The sequence below is a fragment of the Desulfotomaculum defluvii genome, assembly GCF_054657375.1.
Genome location: NZ_BAAHYV010000007.1, coordinates 525,624 through 540,424, shown reverse-complemented (window position 1 = coordinate 540,424; position 14,801 = coordinate 525,624). Strand labels below are relative to the sequence as shown.

The following is a 14,801-nucleotide window of genomic DNA, read 5'->3' as shown; positions in this document are numbered from 1 at the left end:
GTTATAATAGGTTTCGTTGCTACACAATATTGTATGGCCCCTTGGTCAAGTGGTCTAAGACACCGCCCTTTCACGGCGGTAACACGGGTTCGAATCCCGTAGGGGTCACCATATTATGGAGGGGTTCCCGAGTGGCCAAAGGGAGCAGACTGTAAATCTGCCGGCGATCGCCTTCGAAGGTTCGAATCCTTCTCCCTCCACCATTATTGGGGCGTCGCCAAGCGGTAAGGCACCGGACTTTGACTCCGGCATTCGTTGGTTCGAATCCAGCCGCCCCAGCCATGAAATTAATGAAGATTTGCCGACGTCATAAGCGTCGGCTATTATTATGTCCTTTTATATGGACAATTTTTACTTCACATATAATAAAAAGGTGAGATTAACAACTCACCTTTTTAAAGTGGACCCTATGTCAAGGACAGTTTAAAAAAGAGAATTAGGCTGCTAAAAGCTGGTTCCTGTATTGTACAGGGGCCAGCTTTTTTAATCCCCATTGATATCTATGGTTGTTATAGTAATTGATATAGTGGTCAATTAGTTTTTCTACTTCTTGAAACGTATTACAGGTTCGATAATCAATTTCATCCTTCATGTGACCAAAGAAGGATTCTTGTGGAGCGTTGTCCCAACAGTTGCCACGCCTAGACATAGATTGGCCTAAACCATATTTCTTGAGAAGCCTCTGGAACGTTGGACTGGTATAATGGCATCCTTGATCGGAATGAACAAATGCTTCAGAATGCAGTAGTTCACTGTTATGATTTATCAAGTTTTCAATGGTTTTTGTGGCAATATCTAAGGTGATGCGCTCAGATACATGATAAGAAAGAATTTCATTTGTAGAAGCATCTTTAATTGTTGATAAATAGGCCATTTTAGATACACCAAATGGAAGATATGTAATATCAGTTAGAAGTACCTTTCCAGGAATACGCTGTTTGAATTGTCTATTTAAAAGATTGGGAACTACCCTATGTTCTTTTGTGGCTTTTGCCATCCGTCGGTAAGGATTAGCCTTCCTGATTGGACATTTAATATCATATTTACGCATGATTCTTTGTATCCGTTTTCTATTAAACACCAATTCGAATTCCTGTTCTAATACCATTTTTATTGAACGTGAGCCTTTCTTGTATCCATGCTTGTAATAGGCGTTAAGAATCATATCCCTTGCATGGAGGTCTTTTTCTTCCTGTAACTGTCGAGTTTCTTCAGACGACAAGTAATTGTAATACCCAGACCGTGAAACCCCCAACATATCACAGAAATACGATACCATACCCTTCATTTTATATTTTGAAATGGTGTCGTTAATTAACTGAAATATATCACTTGTTGCGAGACTTTTTCCTGTGTTTACCATCCTCCTTTCGATTTTGTCTAACTTTTTTAGCAGTTCTATTTGCTCCTCGAGTAACTTTATCTTTGCCTCCTGGCGGGTAATAATTTCTTCTTGTGAAAGTTCATTAATCCGTGGACGACCGGAATTTTCTGTACGAGTATCTCTTAGTCCTAAGATTCCATCTTCATTATAGGACCTAATCCATCTGTAAGCAGCCTGCTCATATCGTTTTACTCCAATAATATCAATATCGAATCCAGCATCCGTAAATATAGCTCGAGGCAACTTACCCTTCAAGTATTGGTCAATGAACAAACGCTTAAAATCATTGGTGTATGTGATGGAACGTTCAGAAACCTTAGCAACATAGGGGTTTGTCTCCAGTTTTTTGATGTCATCGGATGAAAATATAATTTTGCTCACTTTATCCTTCCTCCTGTTGCTATGATTGTACAAAAAAAGAACCCTATGGGTAAAACACTTTTTTTCAAGTGTTCATTCCATAGGGTCCATTTTATTTCAGCAAGACCCAGCTTTTATGCTTTTATTTTTACGTAGACGGCCTGTTTATCCCTCTAAGTCTTTGACTCTTTTTTATAGAGTTTACCCCGGTGTCCCAGGTATCATGGTAACCACCAGTTTTACTAACTAATGCTGATTCTCCAGTGGTTCCAGGATTTTTTCGAAAACCTTTTATCCTTTTAGACAATATAAACCCCTCCTCTTTGTGTTTTTTTATTTTCTCCTAAAGCACAGTTCTTTACTAATAGAATTAGTTTTATAAGAAAAATAGCAAGGTTTCGAAATTTTTATGCATATATCTAAAATGTCAGCCATATTTCTTTTATTTTCACCAAAATGTGTCATAATATTAATACACTTGAAGTTACTTTCTTATCCCGGTAAAACCGGGTATCTTTTTGTGGAAAAACAATAATTATACTTGAACTAACAACAATTCTCTGTTATAATCACAATTGCGCTGGTGCTACAGTGTTAATTATATGCGGTCGTGGCGGAATTGGCAGACGCGTAAGATTCAGGTTCTTATGCCCGTCAGGGTGTGGAGGTTCAAGTCCTCTCGACCGCACCATTTAAACCAGATAAATTTATCTGGTTTTTTTATTTTGGCTTTAGCTGTTTGTTATGCATGTTCAGCTAGCTGCTAATAGACTCCCCTGCCGTTGACGGCACCATCAAAGAATGAAAATTAAAGAGTTATTTTCAGGTAGTTAAACAACCTAGGTGCCTAGCACCGTCGAATGACTGAGCCATTTTCAGGATAGCTAAATGTAATTATAACAGGTGAATTGAAAATGTTATATATGTCTGTTTTTACTCTTGCATGTCCAATTGAAGTGATGTATAATAATTTTTGTCGATAGGACAATGCCTCAAAAAAATAATATGCGGTCGTGGCGGAATTGGCAGACGCGTAAGATTCAGGTTCTTATGCCCGTCAGGGTGTGGAGGTTCAAGTCCTCTCGACCGCACCATTTAAACCAGATAAATATATCTGGTTTTTTTATTTAAGTATAAGAAAAGCAAGCTATATTTCAGCTTGCTTTTCTCCAGAACGAATTTTAGAGTTTATAGTTTCTATCAAAAACATTGTAGAAAACAAATGATACAGTTCTCCAACAACTCCCTCAAGGGAGCCTTCCCTATTATCCAGTTTCCCCTGCACTACTATCTCAAAACCAAATTGTTGTTCCAGGAGACGAATAAATTCACGAATAATTCTTTCCCTTACTTCACCATTAGCTATATCACCCCAGGAATCATAGGGGTTAGGTTTTATTCCTGACACTTGATGAACCACCTGCAGGAAGTTTACTCGGAATTTTTCAAAGGTCGGTTTTTCATTTTTGCCAATCTTCATCTGTAGCACTCCCTAAAGTTTTTGCTTTTATTATAAGTTTTTACATTACCTTAGATCAATTCTGATATGATAAAAAACCCGGCTTAGCCGGGTGATACTTACCATTTATTAATTTCAGGGCATTTCATTTTTAATAAATTAAATGAAAAGGGACTAAAATATTTTTCTTGATTATTACATTCTGGGTTCTCACATACTAATACAGGAATGCTTTCAGCATAGCATACCTTAACATCTTGTTTTACGTCGACATTTTGTAACTTTTCCACTAGTTTCATACCACAAATCGGACATGTTTTAATAAATTGTGTCATACGGTATCCCTCCTAATTAAATATGTAGGTAACCGATCTTAACTAATTAATTGTCTAATTAGTCCAAGAAGTTTTCTGCTTATTTAATTATACTCCTAGTAAGTTTATTTATCAATAAATATGATAACACATTTGGGTAATGTGATGAACTCTAGTACAAAAATACCATAAGCTATAACTCATAATAACCCCCCTGCCAAAGGGCAGGGGATAAGATGAAAAGGCAACCCCATACCTTTTCTCGGGTGTCGGTTTTTCCAGTGGTTTTGTTGACACCTTTACCCGTTAACCTTTTCGCGCGTCCCACAAGCGACGGGTGGGAATTTTCTTTAGGATTCCCTTTTTACAATATCCCCATGCATGATTACAAAGTCTGAGTAAAGGCAGCAATATCAGGGTAAAAATCAACATCTTGCACTCTAAATATACTTTTATGTTTATTTAACAGAGTTTTTAATTGATACCCTTCAGCCTTGTCCACTATTGTTACCTTTTTTAGTTCTTTGTTATCAACCATGGCCTTACGAAACATCCAATTAGATCGAAAGTCCGTCGTGGGAAAAGAGTAACCGATGACAATTATTTCTGCTGCAAGCTCTAAAGCTTTTCTTGCTTGATGCCATAACTTGGGAATAAAAGGAATTGATTGGTAGTTTTTCATCAAAGTGGGTGGAATAATTACTCTACTCAGTTTGTTGCAGCAGTGTTGTGTGGTGCACTGAATCATATTCGCAATCCCATTAATAATAACACTGTGCCCTCCTCCATCACTATGTTCATAGGCGTAGAGTTGACCACACTGTGGACAATACAACCAATTTAAGGAACCATGCAATTTAAAAAATTTTACCTTGGCATAATCTTCTTTTTCAAAGAGCTTGCTTTGTTGTTTTAAATGAACTGCATCTATTGAACCCCTTAAATAATGACAAGGAATACCATAGCCATCTTGTATGCACCATAGATTCTTCTCTAAGTTTGTCCTTTGTAATGCATAATCCATCAATAACTCATAGTTGAAGGATATTATTGAATCTCCAGGGTTTAAGGATTCCGCTATTTTTCTGTGATAAGGACAGAGATCACCATATAAAATTTTATCGAAGGTCAGTGCCATTAGCAGTAGGTACTCTTCATAAGCAAGCAAAAGTCTTTCCCGCCCTGCTTGATCCTCTTCCATTTCGATATTCAGTAGAGTTAATACTTCTTCCATATCCAAGCTGGAATTACAAACTTCACTTCTAGGAACACCCCATAATCTTTCAATAAACTGAAATATTTGATTAAAACTTAAATTTTCATCTTCATAATACCTATCTCTTATTTGGTGAATATTAATAACCCGCATGGCCTTTTGAAAAAAATTATTGGCCACCGGGCTTGTTTCGCCGAGATATGAACCTTTATAAGCTGCTGCAGCACCGGCCCCCAACACATATACTCTGGTCACCGGATTCCTCCTATCTACTTTACGATAACGTTAGTATGGCGCAATGGTTAAAAAAAATAACCCTGTACAGGGTCTTTAATTAAACAAAAATCTTAATACTTGTCCAGTTAAATATAAGATAGAGATACAAATTAACGTCATGGCAAATTTTCTTGCAACAACAGAATCATCTCGCTCTAACCAGTGACGGGTACCCTCATATAAGTCCATTTCGGTTGTTTCCGATACTAGTTGATGAGTCATCGTATACTCCATTACTATTTCTGCACTTTTAATTTTGGCCACCCCCGAACGTTTGTTTTGGTAGTTTTATTTTATAACCAAACACATGTTCTTGTCAAGTGCAAAAAAACACCTGCCATTGACATGACAGGTTTGAAGCTTAGTGTTTACCTGTTACATTATAGGGAATAACCCTTTTTTCCCAAGTTCTTAGGATTACCTGTTCATCCTTATTTTCAATAATGTATTGGGGTAATATAGGTGTTTTCCCATAACCGTTCGGTGCATTAATAATGTAGGTGGGTACAGCAAGTCCAGACGTATATCCTCTCAGTTGCTCCATAATATTAATTCCATCATTAACACCTGTAATAAAATGTCTCGTTCCCTTTACTGCCTTTGCATGAAAAATATAGTAGGGACGAACTCGAATAGTTAATAGACTCTGGTTTAACCTTTTCATAATATCAGGTTGATTATTAATATTTTTAAGTAGAACAGCTTGGTTGCCTAGGACGACACCAGCTTTTACAAGCATATCACAGGCTTTTTTGGCCTCAGGTGTAATTTCCAACGGATGATTAAACTGTGTGTTAATATAAATAGGTGGATGATTTTCTAATATTGTACATAGTTCTGGGGTAATTCTTTGTGGCATTGTGACAGGGGTTCTCGTTCCGATTCGTTTTATCTCTACATGGGGAATATTATCCAATTCTGTTAGCAGCCAATCTATTTGCTTGTTTGATAATAATAAAGCATCTCCGCCTGTTATTAATACATCCCTTATTTCAGGATTTTCTCTGATGTACTGTAGTGCCCCTTCTAACACTCTGCGTGATTTATGAACATCGATTTCCCCGATATTTCTGCGTCTTTGACAGTGTCTACAGTACATAGCACATTGATTAGTTACATTAATAATCAGGCGATCCGGGTACCGCCTAGTTACCCCTTGGACAGGTGAAGTAAATTCTTCTCCCATAGGGTCTTCAACACCATAGCGATCCTTTATTTCTTCTATACTTGGTATAGCTTGCAACCATACAGGGCCACCGGACCCACTCACCATTGCCAAAGCCATATAATAGGGAGAAACAGCCCAACGGTACTGATGCCCAACTTTTTCAATGGCGTTTTTTTCTTCGGCAGATAGATCAACTAACTGACCTAGCACTTCAACATCTTTAATGCGGTTGGCCATTTGCCAACGCCAGTCCATCCATTGCTGCTCATCTGCTTGAAAAAACCTTAGGAGAACCTCTTTTGCTTGGTTGTACTGATCTTGAATTTCTAAGCCATTAGGGATTTGAGCCATTTTCTTTAGATAACTTGAAATGCTGGATCTTAGCTCCTTTGCTCTTTTAAGTGAAATTTTTCTTTTTTCTTGGTCTGCCTTAAATTCTTTTGCCTTCAAATTAACAGACATGAAAAACCCCCTTTCTTTAGAGCTTACGAAGTTAGCTGAAGGGTTCGGGTCGAAAGGTTAAAACCCTACTGATAGATATCAGATTCACCCCTAAAATCGGTTCCTCCGCTCCTAAATAATATAGGATTAAGCTTGTTTGCAACCTAAATTTTGTAAGTTGTCACAACTTATTTTACCATATAAGTTGCCTCTAAGGCAATAAAAATAAAGGTGCTCCTACTGGATCACCTTTTTAAGAACTGATTATAATCTAATTAAACCTTCACTGGGGGAAGGATCTAAGTGCCCATATACAGTAATAATATCCCCTGCTAAAATCTGACTATCCGAGGCTGGATTAAATATATCCTCCTGTCCCTTCCTTACAATTGCCAATACCTTACTTTCTTTAAGGCTACTTTCAGCCAGTGTTTTACCAACCAAAATAGAATCTGTTGAAACCTTCCAATCTTCTATTTTATTTAACCTACTTTCCAAATGGTAGGTGTGCTGTAACAAATCCTCTAATAGTTTAGAAATCTCATTATTAATTCGATCTCTTTCTTTTATTAACTCATGTAGTTTCTCGTGGATACTATTCAAAACCATGCGCTGATCAAAATTATCTAGGTATTTTTGAGCCTCTGTAGCAGACCTTACCACCACTCCAATACCTGGTGCAACATCAACTATTCCCACTTCTTGCAATAGAGATAGGGCACGTCGAATGGTTTCTGGTGATACACTATATTTTCCTGCTAAGGTAGATCGACCAAATATCTTTTGCCCTTCATGATATTCTCCCCGGACAATTCTTTGGGCTATATCTACAGCAATGGTAAGATACCTTGCTAGGTGTAAGTCCTGATTTGTCACTATCAGTTCCCCCAAATATATATATTATTAGGTACATATTATAACCCCATAGAGAAAAAAGCAAAAGTCTTTTAGGCCTAACTAAATAATAATTCCACAAAAACTGCAAGAATACTGCAATCCTTGTGGAACTAAAATTTACTGTTAACAAGTCTTAAATTTATCCTTCGGGCTATCGCCCCGCCCTGTACTAACACTTCTTCCTACTTCTTTTATTAAAGAAGTAATCTTTGCATGGGACTCAGTGGGTTTTTCTCTACTGCCGGCTTTATCCGGATATATTTGATATTTCTCCCGGTAACTTACCGGGGATAAGTTCGGCATAATAACATTTGCTCCACTGGCAAGGGCCAGTTTGCGTCCCTCAGGGTGTAAGGTTCCCACTGCAGTAGTGGCAGGCAAATGGGTTTGGGGAAGTACCAGTCGAGTCACCGCAAGGGTTTTTAAGGTTAAGCTAAGATCCCCAGGACTGTTGTTCCCAAGGGGTGTTTGATGATGCGGTATGAAGGGTCCAATACCTGCCATTTCTACATCTAAATCCCTTAATAAAAGAATATCCTCTACCAGTGTTTCTATTGTTTGGCCAGGCAATCCCACAATATTACCAGAACCTACTTGATAACCTAATTCCTTTAGCCACTGAATCCCTTTAATTCTTTCCTTTAGGGTAGTTTCAGGACGAAGCTGGGAAAACAAAATTGGATCGGCGGTTTCATGTTTTAGTAAGTAGCGATCCGCACCCGCTTCTTTCATAAGGGTATAATCTTCCCAGGTACGTTCTCCCACACAGGCTGTAATGGCAAAACCACCTACCTTCTTAACCTGTCTGATAATCTCTGCCAGTTCTTGACCACTATAATGAAGATCTTCGCCGGATTGCAAAACAATGGTACCATAGCCCAGTTCCGCAGCATATTTGGCTGTTTCAATAATTTCTTCTATGGGTATGCGATATCTTTGAATTTGCTTATTACTTCTCCTTAGACCACAATAGAAACAATCATTACGACAAAAATTAGAAAATTCTATAATTCCTCTAAGATGCACCTCATTACCTAAATATTTCTGTCTTACTTGATCAGCCAGTTGAAACAGCTTATTTTCCTCTTCTCCTGGCAGTGCACTTAATAGATCAATAATTTGCTGCTTCGTTATTTCATTTCCTGTGGCCGCTCTGGCCAAGGCCGCGGCAAATTTTTCCCCCAAGGCAGGTCCCCCTTCGGTTATGAATTTTGGTTAACTAACATTTCTTGAATACTTGGAAAGGGTGATAAAGTCCGGTTTAAAATTCCCGTTACAAAGGCAATACAAACTCCATAATTGACAATGGGAACACCTGCCTGCTGTACCTGCATTATCCGCGATAACATCTCCCTGCGATTGATCATACAGGCCCCACAGTGAACCACTAATTTATACTCAGTTAAATTCTCTGGAAATCTGTGTCCACTACTCCAGTTAAACTCCAGATCTCCTCCGACGATTTGAGATAGCCAACGAGGTATTTTTACTGTGCCGATATCATCCCCCATACGATGGTGAGTGCACGCTTCGGAAATTAGCACCTTATCACCAGGCTTTAATTTACTGATCGCTTTGGCCCCTGCTACCAGTGTCTCTAAGTCACCTTTGTACCTTGCGAAGAGTATAGAAAAAGACGTTAATAAAATATCCTCCGGGGTATCTTTAGCGACTTCCCTAAAGGCTTGAGAATCAGTAATTACCATTTTGGGTCTTTTGTTTAATGTGGCAATACAGTCCTTTAATTCACTTTCTTTTACTACATAGGCCATTGCATTATGATCTAAAATATCTCTAATGGTTTGCACTTGCGGCAAAATCAATCGGCCTTTTGGTGCTGCAGAATCAATGGGAACCACCAGTACAGCTATGTCGCCGGGGTTTAATAAATCACCCACTATAGCTTGATCATCCCAAGTGGCTGGTGCTGCTTTAACAATAGCCATTTTTAAATCATCAATACCTTGGCCGGTCAGTGCACTAACCACTACCAAGGAGCCTCCCAGTTGTACCTTGGCCTCCTCCACTTCTAGTTCAGTCACTGGGTGGGCATCGATTTTATTTAATACGATAACCACTGGCAACTTTTTTTCCTGACAGCGTTGGGCAATTTTAACTTCATACTGGCTGACACCGCTCATTGCATCAATCACTAACAACACTAAATCTGCTTTGTTAAGCACATCCAGGGACCGTTTTACCCTTAGTTCTCCCAGATCACCACTGTCATCAATACCAGCTGTGTCTATAATCACCACCGGACCCACTGGTAATATCTCCATTGCCTTATAAACAGGGTCTGTCGTGGTCCCTGGGATATTGGAAACAACAGCTATGTCCTGATTGGTTAAGGCATTGATTAGACTGGATTTTCCAGCATTACGCCTACCAAAAATGGCTATATGAAGCCTATTACCCCGAGGTGTATTCTCCATTATTTTTATGCCTCCTTGCAGTTGCCATATAGATTTTTATTAGTATTTAGTGCTGAGGGCTGATTTTACCTGTACTCCTTTAATGTTTCCAAGCTTACCAGTCATGGCACCAATTTCATCATTGGTCCCTTGAACAATAAGGGAAATAACTGAGAGACAAGTCTCCCTATGGGGAATACCCATACGACCAATGATGATCTCAGCATATTGACTCAAAATGTTATTAATCTCCGGAGACTTGGCCCTATCTTCTATAACAATTCCCACAACACCTATACGACGTAACATTTAGATCACTCCTCATGAGAAAATCTTTTCTTACTAGATACAAATAAAAAACCCGTCTAACCAGAGAAAGGCAGACGGGTAGTGTACTCTTAAAATGGCACACCCCTTGGTCCAAGAAACAAAAGTCTCTCTCCTTAGGGAAACTGCGTACGTTTTCGCACCCTCCAAGATAGGTAAGCCCCAACTTGATAGGTTCTATCCTTATTATACCTGTTCTGGTATACCAGTCAATTATTTTGATTTTCCTTTCTAAAAATTTCTATAACAAAGTCAAATTATTAATAACTTCCAGTTATTGCTTTATATATAAAGGAAAATATTTTAACTATGTCGAATACATTCTGACAAATTCTTTTCCTAGTTAGTATTAAGACGAGGGGTGATATTTTATGGCAGTGGGTCAGGAAGATCAATTGGTAGTTTTTCAGTTAAATGACCAACAGTATGCACTACCCATCAATGAAACTCAGGAAATTATCCGCATGGCTGAAGTAACTAGGTTACCAAATACTAGTTATCATGTAGAGGGAATTATTAATTTGCGTGGAACCATTCTCCCTGTTATCAGTCTTAACCGTAGACTGGGACTACCTGAAACGGAACTAAATGAGGATACACGCATTATTGTAGTAGAAAATAAAGGAAACAAGGTGGGTATGATTGTAGACAGTGTTCTGGAAGTAGGACGTTATACAGAGGATGAAGTGGAACCTCCTAATATGATTGGAGAAAATGTAGAGTACTTAAAGGGTGTTGTTAAAAAGGGTGATCAGCTCTGGTTGTTGGTTAATTTGGATACAGTGTTATAAAGATAGCACGGGCTTTGGCCCGTGCTTTAGTATCTGACATAACCGCCCATGACCTCCGGGCCACACTATATCATTACAGCAGTACCACTGGCCGATACCATAAGCATACCTTCTCTGATTACTTCGTAATCCAGATCCACACCTATAACGGCATTGGCACCCAGACGTCGGGCATGTTCTTTCATTTCTTCCATGGCAATTTCACGGGCTTGGGCTAGTTTACTCTCATATGCCCCACTGCGTCCGCCAACAATATCTGTAATGCTGGCGAAAATGTCTCGCACCACGTTGGCACCCATAATAGCCTCTCCATTGACTATACCAAAATATTGACGGATAGTCTTTCCTTCAATGTTTCCCGTCGTTGTAAGAATCATAACAAGCCTCCTGACACAAGGATTTTGGTTATTAGACTAGCCGTGGGCTTTGTATCAGTAAAACCTACAAAGTCCCATGGCTAAATACAAACCAATAATTTGAGCACTGATGGCTAATCAATATGAACTGCAGCCTTAAATGCTTTAAAAGCTGCTTCTACTGTTCTCTCAATATCTCTCTCAGTATGGGCCAAAGAAACAAAGGTAGCTTCAAATTGGGAAGGAGCCAGGTAAATACCCTGTTCCAGCATACTTTTAAAGAAGGCCGCATACCTCTGGGTATCAGAGGAAGATGCAGTGGCAAAATCCTTTACTGGTTCCTTGGTAAAAAAGCAAGTTTGCAAGGACTGTGTCCGGTTAAAGGATACATTTATATCGGCAGCTTGGGCCGCCTGGGCTAAGCCTTGGGCCAGTAGTTTAGCTTTACGATCTAATTCTACATAAACTGTTGGTTGCTGAAGCTGCTCCAGTGTAGCGATACCCGCGGCCATAGCTAGAGGATTACCAGAAAGTGTTCCTGCTTGATAAACTGGCCCGGCCGGAGAAACCATTTGCATTATCTCCTTACGGCCACCATAGGCACCTACAGGTAACCCGCCACCAATAATTTTGCCAAGGCAGGTTAAGTCAGGCATCACATTATAATAAGCTTGGGCACCGCCATAGCTCAAACGGAATCCTGTTATAACTTCATCAAAGATTAACAGCGCACCATATTTATTGCATAGGCTCCTTAATCCTTGCAGGAAGCCCTCTGCCGGGGCCACAACACCCATATTGCCAGCAAGAGGTTCCACAATAATTGCTGCTATATCAGAACCAACTTCCTCGAAGATTTTCTCCAGCAACGCAAGGTCATTGTAACGAGCATTGATGGTATTGCCAGCAATGTCTTCTGGTACCCCTGGGCTAGTAGGAACCCCATGGGTCAAAGCCCCTGAGCCAGCCTTGATTAACAGGGAATCATGATGACCATGATAACAACCCTCGAATTTAACAATCTTATTGCGTTTGGTATAGGCCCGTGCTAAACGCAAGGCACTCATGGTGGCTTCGGTACCAGAGTTCACCATGCGAACCATTTCCACCCCAGGTAATGCTTCTATCACCATCTCGGCTAAGGTTACTTCTAAATCTGTAGGGGCCCCATAGGTGGTACCTCTCTCTAAGCACTGTTGAATAGCTTCAAGCACCGCTGGATGGCGGTGTCCTAAAATCAAGGGTCCCCAGGAACATACATAGTCTATGTATTCGTTGCCATCCATATCCCACATACGGGAACCATTGGCCCGTGCAATAAAGGGTGGATTCATCCCCACAGACTTAAAGGCCCGAACAGGGCTGTTAACACCTCCAGGGATAACCCTTTGGGCCTGTTCAAACATCTCCTGTGATTTCTGGTAACTGGGCATAGGATACCTCCTAATCCATGAAATATTTCATGCTGCTTTTCTTTAGCTCTGCTACACTATAGAGTAGCCGATAGTCTTTAACACCAGCAATTGCAGATAGTTTTTCCGCAATATGCTGGCACTCTTCTTGGCTGTGACCATGTACCATGGTGTAAAAATTGTAGGGCCATTGAGGTAAGGAAACCCTTTGGTAGCAATGGGTAACTTCCGCCAATTTTGCCATTTGCTCTCCCACCTCTATGATCATATCTTCAGGAATTTGCCAAACAATCATGGCATTGGCACTAAAACCAACCCGGTGGTGCCGCAGAGCTGCCCCTATTCTTCTCATGATACCAGCCTGCTGAATAGCATGGACCCTAGTAATAAACTCTTCTTCACTGATACCCAATCTATGAGCCAAAACTTCAAAGGGTCTACTCTCTAAGGGTAACCCAGATTGTAATTCCATAACGATCTTTTTATCTAGATCAGTTAAAGTCATATTCTCCCTCACTAACAATTTATTCCTACCTTTTGCTTACCTTAAAATTCACCAACACTTTAAAAAACCTTTGAGAAGGCAGATTAATAACATCATTAATCCCAGTCTTCTGTTTTATTTCACTGAGAATATGTTCTACCTTTTCCGGTGATTGGGCCAAAATGGTAAACCACATGTTGTATTCATAATCCCGTAAGTAGTTGTGAGTAATACCAATATAACTGTTCACCACTTCAGCAACTTCATCAATACGGTGGGATGGAACTTTGATAGCACAAAGTGTACCTTTATAACCTAGCTTTCTGGAGTCAAAAACACCGCCTAAACGGCGTATGACATCCTGTTGCATAAGTCGTTCTAAACGACTTAATACCTCCTGCTCGGAGATACCAATTCTTTCACCGATCACTTTGTAAGGTTCCGTGCAAATAGGGAAATCTGTTTGTACTACATCAAGCAGATGCCTATCAACATGATCCAGTTGCATCTAATACCCCTTTCGCCCGTGGTATAAACACCAGGGTTCTTCAGCCATGTAGTCTCCGTGATAAAAATATGCCCTAGCTCGACAGCCCCCACATAGCTTCTTAAAGCCACAGGTACCACAACCACCCTTATAGTCCATAGTCCGTAATTCTTTTAATACGGGGTTATCTTTCCAAATGTCCACAAAGGACATTTCCTTTACATTTCCCAGGGGAATGTTTAAGTAAGCACAGGGTTGTACATCACCTTTGGGTCCGATAATACAATAGGCAGTACCGGCAAGGCATCCCCTTTGAAACCGTGTATCAACACCCATCTGCTTGGCAATGCGCATAAATTGAGGCGCACAGGTGGGCTTCAACTCAATGTTCACCTGTTTCTGCTTCTCCATAATACGCCTTAGTAAATCTTCATATTGTTCTGCCCGCAATGATTCCTGTTCAATATTGACAGCTCGGCCAGTGGGTACTAAAAAGAAAACATGGTGAGCCACTGCACCTTCCTTTACGGCAAAATCTGTTAGCTCCTCTACTTCATGATAGTTCCAATCCATGACAGTGGTATGAACTTGAAAAGGCAGCCCAACCTTGCGACAGTTTCTCATGCCTTCTACCGCAGCCTGCCAACAGCCCTGTTGAGCCCTAAATTTATCGTGCTTAGCAGAATCAACACTATCTAGGCTAATACCTATGCCAGCGGCTCCCGAATCCTTTAGACGTTGGGCTACTTCCTGGGTAATCAAGGTACCATTGGTGCCAAAAACCGGCCTTAATCCCTTTGACTTGGCATGGGCCACCAGTTCATAAATATCTGGTCTCATTAAGGGTTCTCCACCACTAAAAATCATTATTTTAAAGCCAGCTTCGGCAATTTGATCCAGTAGTCTTTTGCCTTCTTCGGTATTTAATTCTTCCTCGGCTTTGACGCCGGCATCCCGGTAACAATGTTCACAATACAGGTTGCAAGCGTTTGTTGTATTCCAGGAAATAATCAAT

Annotated in this window: 17 protein-coding genes, 5 tRNA genes and 1 riboswitch; of the genes, 6 read left to right on the top strand and 16 right to left on the bottom strand. The window is 40.1% G+C overall.

The features are described 5' to 3' along the window. The first annotated feature begins 35 nt into the window (after positions 1-35). The 3 genes from ACYQ03_RS09740 (at position 36) to ACYQ03_RS09730 (ending at position 282) form a co-directional block, all read left to right on the top strand. Positions 36-111 (top strand) — tRNA-Glu (locus tag ACYQ03_RS09740). A 6-nt stretch (positions 112-117) separates the two neighbouring features. Then, positions 118-203: transfer RNA gene (locus tag ACYQ03_RS09735), tRNA-Tyr, on the top strand. 4 nt (positions 204-207) lie between these two features. Beyond that, positions 208-282: transfer RNA gene (locus ACYQ03_RS09730), tRNA-Gln, on the top strand. Between the two features lie 154 nt (positions 283-436). Here the strand turns inward: ACYQ03_RS09730 and ACYQ03_RS09725 are convergent. After that, entirely contained in the window at positions 437-1,765 is a 1,329-nt protein-coding gene (locus tag ACYQ03_RS09725; RefSeq protein WP_459907373.1) for an IS3 family transposase, read from the bottom strand. A 127-nt stretch (positions 1,766-1,892) separates the two neighbouring features. After that, the gene (locus ACYQ03_RS09720) at positions 1,893-2,051 is read right to left on the bottom strand and encodes a hypothetical protein (RefSeq protein ID WP_459909561.1); all 159 of its coding nucleotides are present in this window, start codon (positions 2,049-2,051) and stop codon (positions 1,893-1,895) included. Positions 2,052-2,348: 297 nt separating this feature from the next. Between ACYQ03_RS09720 and ACYQ03_RS09715 the strand changes: the two genes are divergently transcribed. Together ACYQ03_RS09715 and ACYQ03_RS09710 are read left to right on the top strand one after the other, a co-directional pair. Next, positions 2,349-2,435 (top strand) — tRNA-Leu (locus ACYQ03_RS09715). Between the two features lie 316 nt (positions 2,436-2,751). Continuing rightward, positions 2,752-2,838 (top strand) — tRNA-Leu (locus tag ACYQ03_RS09710). Positions 2,839-2,891: 53 nt separating this feature from the next. On the opposite strand, the gene ACYQ03_RS09705 is transcribed toward ACYQ03_RS09710, so the two are convergent. The 9 genes from ACYQ03_RS09705 to ACYQ03_RS09665 all read right to left on the bottom strand — a co-directional run bounded on the left by ACYQ03_RS09705 (position 2,892) and on the right by ACYQ03_RS09665 (position 10,238). After that, positions 2,892-3,224 carry a hypothetical protein gene (locus ACYQ03_RS09705; RefSeq protein ID WP_459909559.1) on the bottom strand — a complete coding sequence of 111 codons (333 nt, stop codon included), beginning with the start codon at positions 3,222-3,224 and terminating at the stop codon, positions 2,892-2,894. A 98-nt stretch (positions 3,225-3,322) separates the two neighbouring features. Beyond that, entirely contained in the window at positions 3,323-3,538 is a 216-nt protein-coding gene (locus tag ACYQ03_RS09700; protein WP_459909557.1) for a hypothetical protein, read from the bottom strand. 364 nt (positions 3,539-3,902) lie between these two features. After that, positions 3,903-4,988 (bottom strand): hypothetical protein, encoded by a 1,086-nt coding sequence (locus tag ACYQ03_RS09695; protein ID WP_459909555.1) that lies wholly within the window; start codon positions 4,986-4,988, stop codon positions 3,903-3,905. Positions 4,989-5,063: 75 nt separating this feature from the next. Further along, entirely contained in the window at positions 5,064-5,231 is a 168-nt protein-coding gene (locus ACYQ03_RS09690) for a hypothetical protein (protein WP_459909553.1), read from the bottom strand. A 139-nt stretch (positions 5,232-5,370) separates the two neighbouring features. Continuing rightward, positions 5,371-6,639, bottom strand: a complete 1,269-nt coding sequence (gene eam / locus ACYQ03_RS09685; protein WP_459909551.1) for a glutamate 2,3-aminomutase — start codon at positions 6,637-6,639, stop codon at positions 5,371-5,373. A 5-nt stretch (positions 6,640-6,644) separates the two neighbouring features. Next, positions 6,645-6,782, bottom strand: a riboswitch (cyclic di-AMP (ydaO/yuaA leader). A 100-nt stretch (positions 6,783-6,882) separates the two neighbouring features. Beyond that, positions 6,883-7,494, bottom strand: a complete 612-nt coding sequence (locus ACYQ03_RS09680) for a GntR family transcriptional regulator (protein ID WP_459909549.1) — start codon at positions 7,492-7,494, stop codon at positions 6,883-6,885. A gap of 144 nt (positions 7,495-7,638) precedes the next feature. Beyond that, positions 7,639-8,700 carry a [FeFe] hydrogenase H-cluster radical SAM maturase HydE gene (hydE, locus tag ACYQ03_RS09675; protein WP_459909547.1) on the bottom strand — a complete coding sequence of 354 codons (1,062 nt, stop codon included), beginning with the start codon at positions 8,698-8,700 and terminating at the stop codon, positions 7,639-7,641. 17 nt (positions 8,701-8,717) lie between these two features. Beyond that, complete coding sequence (gene hydF, locus ACYQ03_RS09670) at positions 8,718-9,950, bottom strand: [FeFe] hydrogenase H-cluster maturation GTPase HydF (protein ID WP_459909545.1); 1,233 nt, start codon at positions 9,948-9,950, stop codon at positions 8,718-8,720. Between the two features lie 39 nt (positions 9,951-9,989). Next, the gene (locus ACYQ03_RS09665; RefSeq protein WP_459909543.1) at positions 9,990-10,238 is read right to left on the bottom strand and encodes a TM1266 family iron-only hydrogenase system putative regulator; all 249 of its coding nucleotides are present in this window, start codon (positions 10,236-10,238) and stop codon (positions 9,990-9,992) included. Positions 10,239-10,627: 389 nt separating this feature from the next. Between ACYQ03_RS09665 and ACYQ03_RS09660 the strand changes: the two genes are divergently transcribed. Further along, positions 10,628-11,047 carry a chemotaxis protein CheW gene (locus tag ACYQ03_RS09660; protein WP_459909541.1) on the top strand — a complete coding sequence of 140 codons (420 nt, stop codon included), beginning with the start codon at positions 10,628-10,630 and terminating at the stop codon, positions 11,045-11,047. Positions 11,048-11,112: 65 nt separating this feature from the next. Here the strand turns inward: ACYQ03_RS09660 and ACYQ03_RS09655 are convergent, their stop codons facing one another. The 5 genes from ACYQ03_RS09655 to nirJ2 form a co-directional block, all read right to left on the bottom strand. Further along, positions 11,113-11,424: a YbjQ family protein gene (locus ACYQ03_RS09655; protein ID WP_459909539.1), complete on the bottom strand. Its 312-nt coding sequence runs from the start codon at positions 11,422-11,424 to the stop codon at positions 11,113-11,115. Positions 11,425-11,537: 113 nt separating this feature from the next. Next, positions 11,538-12,836, bottom strand: coding sequence for a glutamate-1-semialdehyde 2,1-aminomutase (gene hemL, locus ACYQ03_RS09650; protein ID WP_459909537.1), 1,299 nt, complete (start codon positions 12,834-12,836; stop codon positions 11,538-11,540). A 10-nt stretch (positions 12,837-12,846) separates the two neighbouring features. Then, a complete protein-coding gene (gene ahbB, locus ACYQ03_RS09645; protein WP_459909535.1) occupies positions 12,847-13,320 on the bottom strand; it encodes a siroheme decarboxylase subunit beta in 474 nt (157 codons plus the stop codon). A gap of 25 nt (positions 13,321-13,345) precedes the next feature. After that, positions 13,346-13,807 (bottom strand): siroheme decarboxylase subunit alpha, encoded by a 462-nt coding sequence (gene ahbA / locus ACYQ03_RS09640; RefSeq protein ID WP_459909533.1) that lies wholly within the window; start codon positions 13,805-13,807, stop codon positions 13,346-13,348. Further along, a complete protein-coding gene (nirJ2, locus tag ACYQ03_RS09635; protein ID WP_459909531.1) occupies positions 13,808-14,800 on the bottom strand; it encodes a putative heme d1 biosynthesis radical SAM protein NirJ2 in 993 nt (330 codons plus the stop codon). Position 14,801: the final 1 nt, after the last annotated feature.